This window comes from Streptomyces sp. NPDC037273 (assembly GCF_055603625.1).
In genome coordinates, this window is record NZ_JBVJVO010000001.1 from 617,839 (window position 1) to 635,337 (window position 17,499).

At 72.6% G+C, this 17,499-nt stretch carries 17 protein-coding genes; 6 read left to right on the plus strand and 11 right to left on the minus strand.

Features of this window, described 5'->3' with window-relative positions:
• Positions 1-244 precede the first annotated feature (244 nt).
• Positions 245-1,501 (plus strand): MFS transporter, encoded by a 1,257-nt coding sequence (locus tag ACZ7G1_RS02695; protein ID WP_470882017.1) that lies wholly within the window; start codon positions 245-247, stop codon positions 1,499-1,501.
• Here ACZ7G1_RS02695 and ACZ7G1_RS02700 read toward each other — a convergent pair.
• From ACZ7G1_RS02700 to ACZ7G1_RS02720, 5 genes are all read right to left on the minus strand, one after another.
• The gene (locus tag ACZ7G1_RS02700) at positions 1,456-2,706 is read right to left on the minus strand and encodes an MFS transporter (RefSeq protein WP_470882018.1); all 1,251 of its coding nucleotides are present in this window, start codon (positions 2,704-2,706) and stop codon (positions 1,456-1,458) included. The two genes, ACZ7G1_RS02695 and ACZ7G1_RS02700, sit on opposite strands and share 46 nt — an antisense overlap.
• A gap of 99 nt (positions 2,707-2,805) precedes the next feature.
• Entirely contained in the window at positions 2,806-3,522 is a 717-nt protein-coding gene (locus tag ACZ7G1_RS02705) for a flavodoxin family protein (protein WP_470882019.1), read from the minus strand.
• Between the two features lie 151 nt (positions 3,523-3,673).
• Entirely contained in the window at positions 3,674-3,937 is a 264-nt protein-coding gene (locus tag ACZ7G1_RS02710) for a DUF6296 family protein (RefSeq protein WP_470882020.1), read from the minus strand.
• 36 nt (positions 3,938-3,973) lie between these two features.
• Positions 3,974-5,410: an eCIS core domain-containing protein gene (locus ACZ7G1_RS02715; RefSeq protein ID WP_470882021.1), complete on the minus strand. Its 1,437-nt coding sequence runs from the start codon at positions 5,408-5,410 to the stop codon at positions 3,974-3,976.
• Positions 5,411-5,533: 123 nt separating this feature from the next.
• On the minus strand, positions 5,534-6,328 hold the full coding sequence (locus ACZ7G1_RS02720) for an N-formylglutamate amidohydrolase (protein WP_470882022.1): 795 nt from the start codon (positions 6,326-6,328) through the stop codon (positions 5,534-5,536).
• Positions 6,329-6,546: 218 nt separating this feature from the next.
• Between ACZ7G1_RS02720 and ACZ7G1_RS02725 the strand changes: the two genes are divergently transcribed.
• Complete coding sequence (locus ACZ7G1_RS02725; RefSeq protein ID WP_470882024.1) at positions 6,547-7,101, plus strand: HPP family protein; 555 nt, start codon at positions 6,547-6,549, stop codon at positions 7,099-7,101.
• A gap of 251 nt (positions 7,102-7,352) precedes the next feature.
• Complete coding sequence (locus ACZ7G1_RS02730) at positions 7,353-8,825, plus strand: SulP family inorganic anion transporter (RefSeq protein WP_470882025.1); 1,473 nt, start codon at positions 7,353-7,355, stop codon at positions 8,823-8,825.
• On the opposite strand, the gene thpD is transcribed toward ACZ7G1_RS02730, so the two are convergent.
• The 6 genes from thpD to ACZ7G1_RS02760 all read right to left on the minus strand — a co-directional run bounded on the left by thpD (position 8,794) and on the right by ACZ7G1_RS02760 (position 13,816).
• A complete protein-coding gene (gene thpD, locus ACZ7G1_RS02735; protein WP_470882027.1) occupies positions 8,794-9,690 on the minus strand; it encodes an ectoine hydroxylase in 897 nt (298 codons plus the stop codon). The genes ACZ7G1_RS02730 and thpD overlap by 32 nt on opposite strands.
• A 61-nt stretch (positions 9,691-9,751) precedes the next feature.
• Positions 9,752-10,156, minus strand: a complete 405-nt coding sequence (locus tag ACZ7G1_RS02740) for an ectoine synthase (protein ID WP_470882029.1) — start codon at positions 10,154-10,156, stop codon at positions 9,752-9,754.
• A gap of 38 nt (positions 10,157-10,194) precedes the next feature.
• Entirely contained in the window at positions 10,195-11,478 is a 1,284-nt protein-coding gene (gene ectB, locus ACZ7G1_RS02745; protein WP_470882031.1) for a diaminobutyrate--2-oxoglutarate transaminase, read from the minus strand.
• Between the two features lie 45 nt (positions 11,479-11,523).
• Positions 11,524-12,054 (minus strand): diaminobutyrate acetyltransferase, encoded by a 531-nt coding sequence (ectA, locus tag ACZ7G1_RS02750; protein ID WP_470882033.1) that lies wholly within the window; start codon positions 12,052-12,054, stop codon positions 11,524-11,526.
• Between the two features lie 305 nt (positions 12,055-12,359).
• Entirely contained in the window at positions 12,360-13,163 is an 804-nt protein-coding gene (locus ACZ7G1_RS02755; protein ID WP_470882035.1) for an endonuclease I family protein, read from the minus strand.
• A gap of 188 nt (positions 13,164-13,351) precedes the next feature.
• Positions 13,352-13,816 carry an Lrp/AsnC family transcriptional regulator gene (locus tag ACZ7G1_RS02760; RefSeq protein ID WP_033211184.1) on the minus strand — a complete coding sequence of 155 codons (465 nt, stop codon included), beginning with the start codon at positions 13,814-13,816 and terminating at the stop codon, positions 13,352-13,354.
• 118 nt (positions 13,817-13,934) lie between these two features.
• Between ACZ7G1_RS02760 and ACZ7G1_RS02765 the strand changes: the two genes are divergently transcribed.
• The 3 genes from ACZ7G1_RS02765 to ACZ7G1_RS02775 all read left to right on the plus strand — a co-directional run bounded on the left by ACZ7G1_RS02765 (position 13,935) and on the right by ACZ7G1_RS02775 (position 17,445).
• Positions 13,935-15,050, plus strand: coding sequence for an asparaginase (locus tag ACZ7G1_RS02765; RefSeq protein ID WP_470882037.1), 1,116 nt, complete (start codon positions 13,935-13,937; stop codon positions 15,048-15,050).
• 89 nt (positions 15,051-15,139) lie between these two features.
• Complete coding sequence (locus tag ACZ7G1_RS02770) at positions 15,140-16,576, plus strand: aspartate ammonia-lyase (protein WP_470882038.1); 1,437 nt, start codon at positions 15,140-15,142, stop codon at positions 16,574-16,576.
• A gap of 68 nt (positions 16,577-16,644) precedes the next feature.
• Complete coding sequence (locus ACZ7G1_RS02775) at positions 16,645-17,445, plus strand: aminoglycoside adenylyltransferase family protein (RefSeq protein ID WP_470882040.1); 801 nt, start codon at positions 16,645-16,647, stop codon at positions 17,443-17,445.
• The last annotated feature ends 54 nt before the right edge of the window (positions 17,446-17,499 follow it).

The following is a 17,499-nucleotide window of genomic DNA, read 5'->3' on the forward strand; positions in this document are numbered from 1 at the left end:
CCCCACCTCCCCACCCAAGCCCACCACCCCCCCCCCCCCCCCCCCCCCCCCCCCCCCCCCCCCCCCCCCCCCCCCCCCCCCGTCCCGCTCGGGCACCGACCTCATCACAGCGTCTCCACTCCTCCGCGCACGGCGGCCGCTCGTCGGGACCATCTTGCGCCATGAGGTCAGTTCCCGATAGAAACTCACCCGGAACGAGTGAGTTCCCAAAGGAGACTAACGAGACCCAGGGGGTGGGCGCCGTATGGGCGGGACACGAACGATCCCGGAGCACGACCGACACGACGACGAGCGGGAGACCTCGCCGCCCGGCGTCTTCTGGCGCTACTGGGCCGCCGCCACCGTCAGCGGCGCGGGCAGCGCCGTCACCGCCCTCGCCCTGCCCCTCGTCGCCCTCACCGTCCTCGACGCCACCGCCTTCGAGGTCGCCCTGCTCGCCGCCGCCGGACAGGTCTCCTGGCTGCTGCTCAGCCTCCCGGCGGGCGTCGTGGCGCAGCGCGTACCGCTGCGCCGGCTCCAGGTCACCCTCGACCTCGTACGGTTCGCCGCGCTCGGATCGCTGCCGCTCGCCTGGTGGCTCGGCACCCTCACGTACCCGCACCTGCTCTTCGCGGCGCTCGTCACCGGCGCGGCGACGGTGCTGTTCGACATCGGCAACTCGACCTTCCTGCCCGCCGTCGTCCCGGCCCAGCAGCTCGCCGCCCGCAACAGCGTCATGTCCGGCACGCATGCCGTCACCGACACCGGCGGCCCCTCCCTCGGCGGCGTCCTGATCGGCGCGACCGGCCCCGTCGGCGCCCTCGTCGTCGACGCCGCCAGCTACCTGGCCTCCGCCGCGCTCCTGCGCACCCTCCCCGAGAGCCGCCCCGGGCCCCGCACCGGCGAGAGCGCGCTCCGGCTGATGCGCGAGGGCTGGCGGTACGTCACCAGGCACCCCGTCATGCGGCCTTGCATGATCTGGGCGAGCGCCGCCAACTTCCTCAACGCGGCCCTCGTCGCCCTCACCCCCCTCTACCTGGTCCGCGAGGCCGGCCTCGACTCCGTACAGCTCGGTCTCGTCCTCGCCATGGACGGGGTCGGCGCGCTCGCCGGCGCCGCCGTCGCGGTCCGGGTGACCACCCGCCTCGGCACCGCGTGGGGCATCATCGCGGCCGACCTGGCCGGCGGTGCGCTGCTGCTGCTCGCCCCGCTGACCACGTCGGCGGGTGACGCGTACTGGTTCGCCCTGGGCAACGCCGGCTTCGCCTTCGGCACCGTCATCGGCTCCATCACCACCCGCACCTACCGGCAGACCCAGTCGCCCCCGGAGCTGCTGTCCCGCGTGATGGCCACGGTCCGCTTCGTCTCCTGGGGCGCCCTGCCGCTCGGCGCGCTCACCGCCGGACTCCTCGCCACCTGGGTCGGCGCCCACACGGCCCTCTGGACCGTCTGCGCCGCCGCCTTCCTGCCCCCGGTCTACCTCTTCTCCACCGGAGTGGGCCGCCACTGCGACCTCGCCTGACGCCCCGCGAACCTCCCCGTCCAGTGGACCCAGACCACGGGAATCACCAGGACGGCCGCCAGTCCGCCCAGCACCATCACCGTGGAGGGCGAGGAACGGTCGAGGACGGCTCCTCCCACCAGGGCCCCGAGGGAGATGGTGGCCTGGAAGGAGGCGGTGAAGAGGACGGAGGACGCCTCCGGGGACTCGGGGGCGGCCTTGGAGAACCACGTCTGCGAGCAGACGGGGACGGCGCCGTAGGCGACGCCCCAGACGACCAGCAGCGCCACCGCGCCCGCGTCCGACCGTCCCAGGACCGGCAGGAGCAGGGTCGCGGCGGCGATCAGGGCCGCCGCCGCGGCGAAGGTGGACCGCGGGCGGCGCCCCACCGCGGATCCGCCGAGGAAGTTGCCGGCGATGCCGGCCGCACCGTAGACGAGCAGGTAGACCGTGATGAGACCGGAACCGACGTGGGTCACCCGCTCCAGGAAGGGGGTGACGTACGTGTACGCGCCGAAGTGGGCGAGCACGACGAAGAAGGTCGCGACCAGGGCGAAGCGGGTGTCGACGCGTCGGAGCGTGCCGCCCAGGACATCGAGTCGCGTCGCCCGGTCGGCGGGCAGGGGTGGGACGACCGCGAGGAGCAGCACGAGGACGGCAAGGGCGAAGACGCCCATGACGAGGAACGCCGTCCGCCAGCCCGCCATGTCGCCGATCAATGTGCCCAGCGGTACTCCGACCACGGAGCCGAGCGGTACGGCGGAGAAGATCACCGAGGTCGCGCGGCCCACGGACTTCGCGGGAACCAGCTGACCGGCGAGCCCGGCCCCGATGGACCAGAAGCCGCCGATGGTGACGCCCACCATCACGCGGGAGATCAGGACCAGCCAGTAGCTCGACGCCGCGGCGGCAAGGAAGTTGGCCAGCGCCAGGAGAAGGATGAACACGCCCAGCATGACCCGCCGGTCGACACGTCCTGTGGCCACCGTGACCACGGGGGCCGAGACCGCGGCGAGGAATCCCGGCATGGTCATCATGAGACCGGCCATTCCGTCCGAGATCGCCAGACTCGATCCGATCGACGTGAGCAGGCCGATCGGAAGGATCTCGGTCGTGACGATGGAGAAGATCCCCAGCATCACCGAAACGACGGCCAGCCAGGAGACGAAAGGCGAGCGGTCCGGCGATGCCGGGGATCGGACCGAAGAGATGGTTGCTGTGGACATGAATCCCGTCCTGAGGTGGTCACCGCACGGAGCGTGCGACCTCCAGTCCAGCAGCGACGGGCGCCGACGTCTGGCAGGTTCCCGACGCCGATGACCGGCTCAGCGGTGCTCGGGGTTCTCGAAGTCGAAGCGGCAGCCCGCGTCCCACTCGGAGCGCTGGTTTCCGTAGGCCGGGATGCCGCCGGCGTCCTTGAGCATCCTCGCCAGGTGGAGCTGGTTCCAGGTCATGAAGGTGGTGTTGCGGTTGGTGAAGTCGTTCTCCGGCCCGCCCGAGCCCTCGTCGAGGTAGGAGGGGCCGGGTCCGGCCGGGCCGACCCAGCCCGCGTCCGCCTGCGGCGGAAGGACGTATCCGAGGTGCTGCAGGCTGTAGAGGACGTTCATCGCGCAGTGCTTGGCGCCGTCCTCGTTGCCGGTGATCAGACAGCCGCCGACGCGGCCGTAGTAGGCGTACTGGCCGCGCTCGTTGAGGATCGACGAGCAGGCGTAGAGACGCTCGATCACCCTCTTCATGACCGAGGAGTTGTCACCCAGCCAGACGGGTCCCGCCAGGGTCAGGATGTCGGCGGCCATCACCTGCGAGTAGATGACCGGCCACTCGTCCGTCTCCCAGCCGTGCTCCGTCATGTCCGGCCAGACACCGGTCGCGATGTCGATGTCCACCGCCCTGATCACGTCGACCCGCACGCCCTGGCGCTCCATGATCCCGGTGCTGATGTCGATCAGCCCCTGCGTGTGGCTCCGCTCCGGCGACCGCTTGAGGGTGCAGTTGATCACCAGGGCGCGGAGATCACGGTAGGACGTGCCGGTGTCGGTCATCGATGCGTTCCCCTGCGGACGAGTGGGTGGCCGGACGACCGGCCACGCGCGGTGGCCGGCGTCGAGAGGGCCCCGGGTCGGTCCGGCCGAGAATCCCGTCCACTGTCCCGCCCCGTCGGGCGGAACGACCGAGTGCCGCGCCGAAGGTCCCTCAGGCGGCCGAACCCGCGGAATCGCCCGGACCGGTCTCGGGCAGGGGGCGAGCCACCACCCCTTGGACGAACTCCTGGTGTCCGCCGGAGGCGAGGATGCGGACCTCGTCGCGGTCGCTGATCTCCGCGCGGATGATGCCGGTCGCGTCGGCGTAGACGGGGTGGCCCCCGGACCCCGTGGAGTCCGTACGCTCCACGACCACGACGTCCCGGGCCGCCCCGGTGGCATCGGAGAACACCAGCTCGTACCTGAGTGTGCTCATCTGCCATATTTTACGCTGTTTCGCTCGGGCGACCGGTTAGGCGTCGCCGCCCGGGGCGGGGCCTTCGCCCTGCTGGTCGTCGGGCTGCTGGGGGGCGGGCTGCTGGGCCGCGTTCTGGGCGCGAAGGAACTGGATGGCGTCGCGCGTGGCGTTCAGGGCGGCGACGATGGCGGCGAAGAGCGCGAGGTAGCGGCGCTGGGCCTCCGCGCGCCAGGTGTCGAAGTTCCGCCGGTCGGCCGGCGCGGTGAGCCGGTTGTCACGTACCTTCTTCGCCGCGTCCGCGTCGTAGATCCGCGCGGCCAGATAGGCCGGCCACGCGGTCGCCTCCGAGGCGGTCACCATCTCCTGGGGGACCGACCAGGACTGTGCGGCACAGGTGGTCGCCAGAGTGCCGAGACTGCGGCTGAAGTCGCTGTACGTGGTGGAGTTGGCGTCCTCGCCGACCGTGGAGTCCTCCGGCAGGGTGGCGATGTAGGAGCTGAACGGGGAGCCCTTCTTCGGGTGACCGTACTCGTGGGCGGCCCTCGCCGCCGTTTCCAGGGCCGTCATGGCCGCCCGTTGCGCGGTCCGGAGCGCGGTCCATTGCGCCCGCAGGGCGGCGGACGCCCCGATGGCATTGCGCGTGGCGGTGTCGAGGGTGTCGGAGTACGTCGTCAGCGCGTTGTTGAGCTCCGTGACGATGTCATCGGCGGCGGAGTCGAGGGAGTTGAAGACGTGGTCTCCCTGGACCTTCCCGCCCTTCCCGCCCTTCGCCGGCTTCGACGACCCTTCGCCAGGATTCTTCTTCCCGCCCTTCTTGTCGCCCGGCACCCGCTGGACCGAGACATCCCCGCCGGACTGTCCGGAGGCGGCCCGCTGGAGGGGTGCCTCGCCGGGAGGCGCGCTCATGACGCGGCGGGCGTTGGCCTCCGCCTCGCGCTCGAAGCGGTCGGAGGGATCGGAGACCTTGAGGCCGGCGCCGTTGTCGGAGCCGGCGACGGGGCCCTGGCGCTGCTGGACGACATGGGTGAGCTCGTGGGCCAGGGTGTGCTTGTCGCCGCCGCCGTCACCGATGACGACATGGCTGCCGGAGGTGTACGCGCGGGCGCCGACCTCGGCGGCGGAGGCCCGGGCCGCGGAGTCGTCGTGGATGCGGACGTCGGAGAAGTCCGCGCCGAGACGGGCCTCCATGTCGGTACGGGTCGCCTCGTCCAGCGCGCGTCCGCCGGAGCGCAGGACCTCGTGGACGGCGGAGCGCTGCACGGCCGGCCGCTCGGCGTCGGCGTGCCCGCAGCCGGCTCCGTGCCGGTGCTCCTCCTGGGCCCAGGCGTGCCCGGAATTCTTGAGCAGCTGCACCACGGCGGCGTTCCCCGCCAGCCGCTGTATCCCGGCGAGATCGGGCCGCTCCGCCCCGAGGGGAGCCGGGGCCGGAGACCTCCGCCGCTCCGGCCGGCCGGCGGCGGACGCCGTTTCGGGCGCCTGGTCGTGCCTCATCGAGTGCCTTTCGTCGGATGCGGGACGCATCCGACTCCACCGGAGTCCCGGGAGCGGCGGAAGGGCCCCGGGTGCAGCCCTTCGGGCAGACCGCGCTGCCCGAAGGGGCGCCGGGCGCGTCCGCTACCCGGCGGCCACCGCGTCGACCAGCGCCGCCAGCGCCGCGCCGAGGGCCTCGACGCCCTGGCCCGCCGCCCCGCCCGGCTCGTCCATGTAGAGATCGCGGCGGATCTCGACCATCAGCGCCGTGACCCGCGGATCGCGGCCGTAGTACCGCAGCGGCACGTACGTCCCGGCGAAGGGCGTGTCCGTCTCGACACCGCCGAAGCCGCCGAAGGCCCGCCGCGCCGCGTCGAGCAGCGCGGGCGGCGTGTGGAACGCGTCCGTGCCGAGGCAGACCGGCGGGCGGGGCCCGGCGCCGTGGAGCTCGTACGGCAGCGGCTTCGTCGGGTACGAGTGGACGTCCACGATCACCGCCCTGCCGGTCTCCCGGAGCCGCCCCGCCACGGCCTCCGTCATGGCTTCGGCGTACGGGGTGAAGTACCGGTCGATCAGCGGCTCGGGGTCGAAACCGGCGGGCCGCAGCCCGGCGCGGTGCGTGGTGCGGGTGTACACCGCGCCCATGCCCACCGAGAGCATCTCCTCGCGCTCGTCGGGGAAGCGCTCCGGGTCGACGACCAGTCGGGACAGCCGGTTGACGAACCGCCAGGGGGTCGTGCCGGCCGCCCCGGCCGCGACGGCGGCGATCGCCTCGGTGTGGGAGTCGGTGATGTGGGCCAGTTCGAGGGCGAGTTCCTCGTCGTCGAGGACGATGTCCGCGCGCACGTCCGGAGGCACCACGGGCGAGGAGTGCGGTACGTGGAGGAGGACGGGGGAGTCCGCGGCGCCGGCGACGAGGGCGAAGGAGTCCTGGGTCATCGGACCACCCTTCCACAGACCGGCGCGCCGCCGGGGGCTTCGCGTCCCACCCCCCGCCCGCCCCGCCGCATAAGCCCTGGTTAGAGTGGTGCGAGGTCGCGCCGACGCACCAGGTTCGGACGCGCAACCGGGCCGACTGTCGACCACAGGGTCCCGCAAGACCACCCTGCCACCCGTCGTCCCGGCCCACGGCCGCCCGCCCGGAAACGCCGCATCACATGAGTACCGACACCGCCCTGCGCCCCGACGCGCGTTCCGCCGGCTCCGGGGGCTCCCGCCGAGCGAGGATGGCCGGACGGGCACCGGCCCGCCCGGCGCCCGTGGCGGCGTTCCACAGCGTGAGCGCCGCGACGGCCGCGCTGCTCGGGCTCGTCGCCATCGGAGCCCTGATCCACGAGCCGGTCCTGATACCGCCGCTGGCGGCCAGCGCGGCCCTGGTCCATTGCGCACCCGCGCTGCCCCTGGCCCAGCCGCGCAGTGTGGTCGTGGGCCATCTGCTCGGGGCCGCGGCCGGCTACGCGGTGGCGGCGGCCGCCGGGCACAGCGCGTGGGCGGCGGCCGTCGCCGCTGGGGTGACCCTCGCGCTGACCACCCTGGCCAGGACCCCGCACTCCCCGGCCTGCGCGACCTCCGTCGTCATCGTGCTCCAGTCGCCCGCGCCGGCCCGTTTCGTCCCGCTGCTCTTCGGGTCCACGATCCTGCTGGTCCTGACCGCGTACTGCGCGTCCCGGATCCGCCGCCGGGCACCGAGGTATCCCGCCTACTGGTGGTGAGCCGGGCCCGCGCCCCATATGAGCGCCGTACGCCCTCCGCGGCGCGGGTGAGCGGGCGCTTGCGGCCGGTGCGCCCCTGATCATCGCGCTCCCGGGCGCCGTTCCCGTAGGTGATCGGGTCAGCTTGCGGACGGTTCCGGCCGGAAACCCCGGTGTTGCCCCGGATCGTCCACGTCCGGCGCCCCCGAGGGCGTATCCCCTTGGGTGCCGACGCGCGAACGCGGGTCGGCGCCTTGAGGGGAGAGAACCCCATGCCGTCCTCCTTGCCTCATCTCCGGCAGGACTTCGCCGCGTCCCTCGTCGTCTTCCTCGTGGCCCTTCCGCTCTGCATCGGGGTGGCCGTCGCCTCGGGCGTCCCCGCCGAACTCGGCCTGGTCACCGGCATCGTCGGCGGGGTCGTCACCGGCCTGATGCGGGGCAGCAGCCTCCAGGTGTCCGGTCCCGCCGCGGGGCTCACCGTGCTGGTCTTCGAGGCGGTCCGCAGCTTCGGACTGCCCGCCCTGGGCGTGGCCGTGCTGCTCGCCGGGCTGCTCCAGGTCATGGTCGGCCTGCTGAAGTGGGGCCGCTGGTTCCGGGCCATCTCCGTCTCGGTCGTCGAGGGCATGCTCGCCGGCATCGGCCTCGTCATCGTGGCCGGCCAGCTGTACGCGGCCGTCGGCCTCAGCGCCCCGGCCTCCGGCCTCGCCCGGCTCTTCGGACTGCCCGCCGCCCTCTGGCGGGGGCTGACCGGCGCCGCGACCACCCTGGCGCCGCTCGCCGTCGCGGCCGCCACCGTCGTCGTGATCGTGGGGTGGCGGCACGCCCCGAAACGGGTGCGGGCGGTGCCGGGCGCGCTCGTCGCGGTCGTGCTCACGGCCCTGGCGACCGCCTTGCTCGACCTGCCGGTGGCCACCGTGCGGGTGAGCGGGGTGCTGGACGCGGTCCGGCTGCCAGGACCGGACGCCTTCGCCGCCCTCGCCGATGTCGCCCTCCTCGGAACGGTCCTCGCTTTCGCCCTGATCGCCTCCGCCGAGTCGCTGTTCGGCGCGGCGGCGGTGGACCGGCTGCACGACGGACCGCGCACCGACTACGACCGGGAACTGGTCGCCCAGGGCCTCGGCAACACCGTCTGCGGTCTGCTCGGGGCGCTGCCCATGACCGCCGTGATCGTCCGCAGCTCGGCCAACGTCCAGGCCGGTGCCAGGACCAAGGCCTCCCGCGTCCTGCACGGGGTCTGGCTGCTCCTGTTCGCCGCCCTGCTCCCCGGCACCCTCACGCACGTGCCGCTCGCGGCGCTCGCCGGCATCCTCGTCCACGCCGGCTGGAAGCTGATCCCGTTCAGGGGAGTGGTGGCGCTGTGGCGCGGCCACCGCGGCGAGGCGCTCGTCCTCGTCGTGACGGCCGTCGCCATCGTCACCCTCGACATGCTCCAAGGGGTCCTGACCGGTCTCGTCCTCTCCGTCGCCAAGGCGGCCTGGGACGCCTCGCACGTCCGGGTCGAGCACACCGACGACGGCGAAGGGCCGGTGCGGGTGCGGCTCTTCGGCAACGCGAACTTCCTGCGTCTGCCGAAGATCCTGGACACCCTCGAAGACCTGCCGGGCGACCGCCCCGTCGAGCTGGACCTCGCCGGGGTCCACCACCTCGACCACGCCTGCCGCGCGGCCCTCGACGCCTGGGCGGAGCGTCACCGCGCGGCGGCGGCCGCCTCCGTCACGACCGGTCCTCCGGGCGGGCCGCGATGAACGAGGGACGGCGGACCGGGGCCGCGAACGGCAGCTCCGGCAGGTTCTCGACGCTGTTGAAGACGAGGAACACATTGCTGCGCGGGTACGGGGTGATGTTGTCGCCCGACCCGTGCAGGGCGTTGCAGTCGAACCAGGTGGCGGAGCCCGCGGGTCCCGTGAAGTGGCGGATCCCGCAGGCGTCCGCGAAGGTCGTCAGCGCCTCGTGGGACGGCGTCCCGGCGTCCTGCATCCGCAGCGACTGCTTGTAGTTGTCCCGGGGCGTCTCGCCCGCGCAGCCGAGGAACGTGCGGTGCGAGCCCGGCATGATCATCAGGCTGCCGTTGGTCGTGTGGTTGGCGGTGAGCGCGATCGACACCGAGACCGTCCGCATCTGCGGCAGGCCGTCCTCGGCGTGCCAGGTCTCGAAGTCGGAGTGCCAGTAGAAGCCGCTCGCGCCGAAGCCGGGCTTGACGTTGATCCGCGACTGGTGGACATACACCTCGGAGCCCAGGATCTGGCGGGCGCGGCCCGCGATCCGCGGGTCCGCCGCGAGCCGGGCGAAGACCTCGCTGATCCGGTGGACCTCGAAGACGGAGCGGATCTCCTGGGAGCGGGGCTCGACGACCGCCCGCTCGTCGGTCCGTACGGCGGGGTCGGCGACGAGCCGGTCCAGCTCGGCCCTCAGCTCGTCGACCTCGGCGGGGGTGACGAGCTCGTCCACCGTGACGAACCCGTCGCGGTCGTACTCGGCGAGCTCACGGGCCCAGAACGGTCCGGGCGTGCCGGGCTCGGACCACACCACGGGGTCCTTGCGGCCGATGAGCACCTCCTCGGCGCCGCGGGTGGGGTAGAGGTCGACGGGGCGGGCGGGGGCGGAGGTCATGGGGTGACGGTGCCTTCCTTGCGCGTACGGACGGGGTGCGGGTTCGGTGCGGGAGGGGGGATCAGGCCGGGCCGGGTTCGGTGAGCAGCGGGTAGACGCCGTTCGCGTCGTGGTCCTCGCGGCCGGTGACCGGCGGGTTGAAGACGCACAGGCAGCGGAAGTCCCGCTTGACCTTGAGGGTGTGGCGTTCGTGCCGGTCGAGCAGGTACATCGTCCCGGGCAGGATCGTGTACGTCAGGCCCGTCTCGTGGTCGGTGAGTTCGGCCTCGCCCGCGGTGCAGACGACGGCCTCCACGTGGTGCGCGTACCACATGGACGTCTCGGTCCCGGCGTACAGGACGGTCTCGTGGAGGGAGAAGCCGACCCGCTCGCGCGCGAGGACGATCCGCTTGCTCTCCCAGGTCCCGGAAGCGGCCCTGACATGCCGCTCGGTGTTCTCCAGCTCGTCGAAGGAACGGACGATCATGGGTGGTGCCTTTCCGTTGGCGGGTGCGCGGCGGGTGCTCAGGCGGCGCGGCGGTCCGCGGTGTGGCGTACGGAGCGGGCCAGGATGCCGAGGCCCTCGTCGAGTTCGTCGTCGGTGGCGGTCAGCGGCGGCAGGAGTTTGACGACCTCGCCGCGCGGCCCGGAGGTCTCCAGGAGCAGCCCGAGTTCGAAGGCGCGCCGGCACACGGCTTCGGCGCGCTCGCCGTCGGCGAACTCCAGGCCCCAGACCAGGCCTCGGCCGCGGACGGTGAGGCCGGCCCGCCGGTCGCCGCCGCAGAGGTCGAACAGGGCGGCCTCCACGCGGGCGGCGCGGCCGAGGGTGCGGTCGCGCAGGGTGTCGTCGCGCCAGTACGCGTCGAGGGCGGCGGTGGCGGTGACGAAGGCGGGGTTGTTGCCGCGGAAGGTGCCGTTGTGCTCGCCCGGCTCCCAGACGTCGAGCTCCGGGCGGAACAGGCAGAGGGCCAGCGGGAGGCCGTAGCCGCTGATGGACTTGGAGAGGGTGACGATGTCCGGCGTGATGCCCGCGGCCTCGAAGGAGAAGAAGTCGCCGGTGCGTCCGCAGCCCATCTGGACGTCGTCGACGATGAGGAGCATGTCGTGCCGGCGGCAGAGTTCCGAGAGCGCGCGCAGCCACTCGGCGCGGGCGACGTTGACGCCGCCCTCGCCCTGGACGGTCTCGACGATCACGGCCGCGGGGCGGTCGAGGCCGGAACCGGGGTCGTCGAGGAGCCGCTCGAACCAGAGGAAGTCCGGGACCCGGCCACCGAGGTAGTGGTCGAAGGGCATCCGGGTGGCGTGCGGCAGGGGTACGCCCGCCCCGGCGCGTTTGGCGGCGTTGCCGGTGACGGCGAGCGAGCCGAGCGACATGCCGTGGAAGGCGTTCGTGAAGGAGACGACCGTCTCGCGTCCGGTGACCTTGCGGGCGAGTTTCAGGGCCGCCTCGACGGCGTTGGTGCCGGTGGGGCCGGGGAACATCACCTTGTAGGGCAGGGCGCGGGGTTCGAGGACCACCGAGCGGAAGGTCTCCAGGAAGGCGCGTTTGGCCGTCGTCGACATGTCGAGGCCGTGGGTGACGCCGTCGGCGGCGAGGTAGTCGAGCAGGGCGCGCTTGAGCACCGGGGCGTTGTGCCCGTAGTTCAGTGAGCCCGCGCCGGCGAAGAAGTCGAGGTACGACCGTCCCTGCTCGTCGTACAGCCTGCTGCCTGTGGCGCGCTCGAAGACGACCGGCCAGGCGCGGCAGTAGCTGCGGACCTCCGATTCGAGGGTCTCGAAGACGGAGGGGGCGATGTCGGTGAGGGTCACGGAGTGTCTTCTCCAGAGGTGGTGCGGGTGGGTGGGCGGGCCGGTTCAGGGCGTGGGGGAGCCGAGCGGGCCGATGCGGTAGAGCACCTCGGACTCGTGTCCTGAGGTCGGGAAGGCGGCGGCGGGGAAGAGGACCTCCTGGGTCAGGTCCGCCCCGTGCCGGCGCGCGTAGGACCGGAAGAGCCGGTCGGACGCCAGGTTCCCCGGCGTGACGGTCGCCTCGATCCGGTGGAGTCCCCGCTCGGCCGCCACCCGGTCGGACAGGGAGTCGAGCAGGGTCCCGGCTACCCCGGTTCCGCGGTGCGAACCCTCCACGGCGACCTGCCAGACGAAGAGGGTGCCGGGCGCGTCGGGGCGCAGGTATCCGGTGACGAAGCCGACCGGGCGCCCGGAGTCGTCACGGGCGACGGCGGTGGTGTCGGCGAAGTCGCGGCACCACAGCAGGTAGCTGTAGGGCGAGTTGAGGTCGAGTTCCCCCGAGCCGCGGGCGATCCGCCAGAGGTCGGCGCCGTCCGCGACGCGGGCCGGGCCGACGGAGACGCCGTCGACCGGTGAGGTCAGAGGGGCAGTGGTCATGTGCGCCGAAGTTACCGAGCGGCTGCCGGAACTTCCTGGGGTGAAGGGCTTGTTCGCGCACTGCTCGCGTGATAGGTGCGCCGAGGGGCCCGCCGGCTGAAATGGACCTCTGAACGCACGGCGTAGCGTGTGATTCTCGGGCAAAATGCCCGTTTATCACGGATGGATAACGCCTCCGGGGTCATGCGTACGGACTCTCAACAACATGAGAAAATCCCGCGCTTCGCGTTTGAAGACGGCGGGACCGGTGAGGCGTGAGGGTCGGCCCGGACGCCCCTCGGGGCGCCCGGGCCTTCGTGCGGGGTCTACCAGATCGCCTCGACCCACTCCGGGTGGTCGATGAACGGGTTCCGGTTGCCCTGGTAGGTGTTGAAGATGATGTCGTTGCGGCGCTCCTCGAAGGCGCTCGGCGGGTCCTGCTCGTTCCACTGCTTCAGGATCGAGAGGCGGCCGTGGAAGGGGACGCTGCCGTTGGTGGTCGACTCGTTCGGCTCCAGGTCGGCGAAGGCGTCGTCGCCCTCGTACCGGACGGCCATGTAGAGGATCATGCGGGCCACGTCGCCCTTGTCGGCGTTGCGCGGCTCGAAGGAGTTGGAGTCGGTGTAGCTGCCGGTGGCGCCGCTGACCGCGGTCCCGCCGAGGTCCCAGTCCTTGTTGCCCCGGGTGCTGTTGACCTGGACGTCGCAGGCGCGCAGGTGGTGGAGGTCCGTGCCGGGTCCGGCGCCGGTGCCGAAGTTGCCGTGGGACTGCGCCCAGACGTGCTCGCGGTTCCAGTCGCCGACGTCGCCGCCGTTGAGCGACTTGCTGCGCGAGACGCCGCTGTAGAGCAGGATGACGTTGTTGGTGTTGCCGGGGTCCTGGTCGGTGACCTTCAGCGCGTTCCAGACCGCGTCGTACGAGATCTTCGTCTGGCTGCTGATGATGGTGTGCAGCGAGGACTTGAGGCTCGTGCCCGTCTTGCCGACCGCGTTCTTGTAGTACGTGCTGTCGTACGCCGTGGTCGTGGCGCTCGCGGGGGACGCGGCCACGGTCGGCAGGGTGAGGGTGACGAGGACGGCGGCTATCGAGGCCGCCCAGCTCTTCCAGCGGCCTGTCTGTGCAGCGGACATGGGGGGTGCCCTTTCCCGGGTGCGTCACGCGCCGGTCCGCGGCCCCGGCTCAAGGGTTCCGCGTTCTACGCGTGTTGACTTCGTGTCAGCCGGGAGCGTGGCACAAGACAGGTACCTGTCATGTAACGGGGAGGAGGCTGTTGCGTGACGTTCCGGCATCCTGCGCAACGGAACCGTCCCAGGAGCGGTCAGACGCCCCTGACGTCCACCGGCATCCCCTTCGGTTCCTTGATCCGCTTCATGATGATCTGCGAGTTGACCTCGGTGACCCCGGCCAGCGTCGTCAGCCGCTCGATCCACAGCCGCTCGTAGGCGGCGAGGTCCGCCACCGCGATCCGCAGCAGGCAGCCGGGGCTGCCGAACAGGCGGTACGCCTCGATGACGTCCGGGACGTCCTGGAGCGCCTCCTCGAAGGCCTCCACCGTCTCCCGGTCCCGTCGCACCTCCACCGAGACGAGCACCTCGAAGCCCCGGCCCACCGCCTCCGGGTCGATGATCGCCCGGTAGCCCTGGATCACCCCGTCCTGCTCCAGCTGGCGCACCCGGCGCAGGCAGGGGGAGGCGCTGAGGCCGACCCGCTGGGCCAGCTCCTGGTTGCTCAGCCGGCCGTCGTTCTGGAGCTCACGCAAGATGTGGAGATCGATTCGGTCCATGGCGCAATTATCTATCACGCTGAAACGTTGGTGCGGGTGATTTCGCAATCGTCTTGCGCACCCCCTGGCCTATCGTTGCCGCAGCAAGGCATATCGGTACGGAGCGAGGGCGGCAGGCATGAAGCGGACGAACGACGGGGGAGAGCGCCGGATCGTCGTCATCAGCACCGGCGGCACGATCGCCAGCCGCTGGCAGGGCACCGGGTACGCGGCCGACGCCTCCGGCGACGACGTGCTCGCCACCGCGCCCCTGCCCGAGGGCGTCACCGTCGAGGTCGTCGACCTCTTCAACGTGAACAGCTCGCGCATGACCAGCGCCCACCAGCTCGCCGTCCTGCGGACCGTCCACGAGACCTTCGCCGACCCCGGCGTCGACGGCATCGTGATCACCCACGGCACCGACACCCTGGAAGAGACGGCCTTCTTCCTGGACCTCCACCACGCCGACGCCCGCCCGGTCGTCCTCACCGGCGCCCAGCGCCCCTTCGGCACCGGCGACGGCGACGGCCCCGGCAACCTCTACGACGCGCTCCAGGTCGCCGCCACCGTCCGCGACCTCGGCGTCCTCGTCGTCTTCGACGGCCGCGTCCACGCGGCCCGCGGCACCGTGAAGACCCAGACCCTGGCCGCCGACGCCTTCTCCGACCCGTCCGCCGAGCGCCTCGGCCGCGTCGGCTTCTCCCGCGTCGACATCGAGCGGCAGCCCGAGCGCCCCGCCCCGCTGCCGCTGCCCGCCGCCGCGCGGACCGCGATACCGGGCGCCACCGGCCCCGACGCCACCCCGCTGCCGCGCGTCGACATCATCAGCCACCACTCCGACGGCGACACGCTCCTCTTCGACGCGGCAATCGCCGCCGGCGCCCGCGGCATCGTCCTCGAAGCGACCGGCGCGGGCAACGCCACCCCCGAGATCACCGCCGCCGTCGCCGACGCGGTGTCCCAGGGCGTCCTCGTCGCCGTCAGCACCCGCGTCCCCGCCGGACCGCTCGCCGAGCTCTACACCGGCGGCGGCGCGGTCGACCTCGTCGCCGCCGGCGCCCTGCTCACCGGCACGCTCCGCCCGGCCCAGGCCCGTATCGCCCTCCTCGCCACCCTCCTGGCCGACGGCGCCGCCGGTGATCCCGCCCGCACCACCGCCGTCCTGCGCCGCCTCCTCGAAGGCCCGGTCCGCGCCGAGCCCGCCCTCGCCACCCACGGCTCCCGCCCGGCCACGGCCGTCGCCGGCCGCGCCTGACTCACCCCCCGGAACCCCGGTTCGCGGGCGGCGCACCCTCCTGCCCGCCCGCGACCCGGCGCCCACCCCTGCCCCGAAGGACAGCACTCATGGTTCCCGCACCGGCTCCGCACGCCTCCGCGCCCGTCCGCAGCGAGCACGACCTGCTCGGCGACCGGGACGTGCCCGCCGACGCCTACTGGGGTGTGCACACCCTGCGCGCCACCGAGAACTTCGCGATCACCGGCACGCCGATCTCCGTCTACCCGCTGCTGATCGAGGCGCTGGCCGCCGTCAAGGAGGCCGCGGCCCGCGCCAACGAGGAGCTGGGGCTGCTGCCCGCCGACAAGGCGGACGCCATCGCGGGCGCGTGCCGGGAGATCCGTACGGGGCACCTCCACGACCAGTTCGTCGTGGACGTCGTGCAGGGCGGGGCCGGCACCTCGACCAACATGAACGCCAACGAGGTCGTCGCCAACCGCGCCCTCGAACTCCTCGGCCACGCCAAGGGCGACTACGCGCACCTGCACCCCAACGAGGACGTCAACCTCGGCCAGTCCACCAACGACGTCTACCCGACCGCCATCCGCATCGCCGCGATCGGCGCGGCCCGCGAGCTCCTCAAGGCCATGGCCGTCCTCCAGGACGCCTTCGCCGAGAAGGCGCTGGAGTTCCGCGAGGTCGTCAAGATGGGCCGGACCCAGCTGCAGGACGCGGTGCCCATGACGCTGGGCCAGGAGTTCTCCACGTACGCCGTGATGCTGGAGGAGGACCGGGGCCGGCTCGCCGAGGCGATCGAGCTGATCCACGAGATCAACCTCGGCGCCACCGCCATCGGCACCGGGCTCAACGCCGCCCCCGGCTACGCCGAGACCGCCCGCCGCCGGCTCGCCGAACTGACCGGGCTGCCGCTCGTGACCTCCGCGAACCTCATCGAGGCCACCCAGGACTGCGGCGCCTTCGTCCAGCTCTCCGGCGTCCTCAAGCGCATCGCGGTCAAGCTCTCCAAGACATGCAACGACCTGAGGCTGCTGTCCTCCGGCCCGCGCGCGGGCCTCGGCGAGATCAACCTGCCGCCGGTACAGGCCGGTTCCAGCATCATGCCCGGCAAGGTCAACCCGGTGATCCCCGAGGTCGTCAACCAGGTCGCCTTCGAGGTGATCGGCAACGACATCACCATCACCATGGCCGCCGAGGCCGGGCAGCTCCAGCTCAACGCCTTCGAACCGGTCATCTTCCACGCCCTGTCCAAGAGCATCCTCTCGCTGCGCGCCGCCTGCCTGACCCTCGCCGAGCGCTGCGTCACCGGCATCACCGCCAACGCCGAGGCGCTCAGGACCGCCGTCGAGAACTCCATCGGCCTCGCCACCGCCCTCAACCCCCACCTCGGCTACACCGCCGCCACGGCCATCGCCCAGGAAGCCCTCGCCACCGGCCGCGGCGTCGTCGAACTCACCCTGGAGAAGGGCCTCATCCCGGCCCACCGCCTCGCCGAACTCCTCACCCCCGAACGCCTCACCGGCGCCCCGGGCCCCTCCCTGGCCTGACCGCCCGCACCACCGCCGCTCCGGTACGGTGACGGGCCCCGCGCCCGTCACCCCCCAGGAGCCGTCGCATGCCCAGCCACGCCGACGAAGGCCGCGCCCGCGAGAACGCCTCCCACGCATCCGCCCGCAGGGTCGTGCGGATCGTCCGCGAGACGCTCGGCGAGGACGCCGTCCTCGCCGCCTGCCCGCACGGCTCGGCCGTCCTCGGCGGCCTGCGCCCCACCAGCGACGTGGACGTCCTCGTCGCCCTCACCCGGCCCACCACCGAGGCCGAACGCCGCACCCTCACCGACGCCCTGCTCGCCGTCTCGGGCGAGCGCGCCCACGAAGGACCCGCCCGGCCCGTCGAACTGAGCCTGGTCGTCCACGCCGACGTGCGCCCCTGGCGCTACCCGCCGGTCTGCGAGTACCTCTACGGGGAATGGCTCCGCGACGACTACGAGCGCGGCCTCACCCCCGCCCCCGCGCCCTGCCCCGACCTCGCCCCGCTCCTCACCATGGCCCGCGCCGGAGACGTCTCGCTCCACGGCCCCCGCCCCTCCGAGGTGTTCGATCCGGTGCCGGAAGCCGATCTGCGGGCCGCGATCGTCGCGGGCGTACCCGAACTGCTCGCCGACCTCGACGGCGACACCCGCAACGTGCTGCTCACCCTGGCCCGCGTCCTCACCACCCTGCGCACCGGCCGGATCCTCTCGAAGGACGCGGCGGCGGCGTGGCTGCTGGGCGAGCTGCCGGAGGAGCACCGGGAGGTGCTGTCCGTGGCCCGGGACCAGTACCTGGCGGGGGAGTACGGGGAGTGGGCGGAGCTGCTGCCCGAGGCGCGGGCGCATGCCGCGTACGTAGCAGAGGCGATCAAGGGGGCCTCTTAGGACAGAAGTTACTCGGCAGTTTCTCGTGACTTCCTCGGCGGGCGGTCGTAGAAC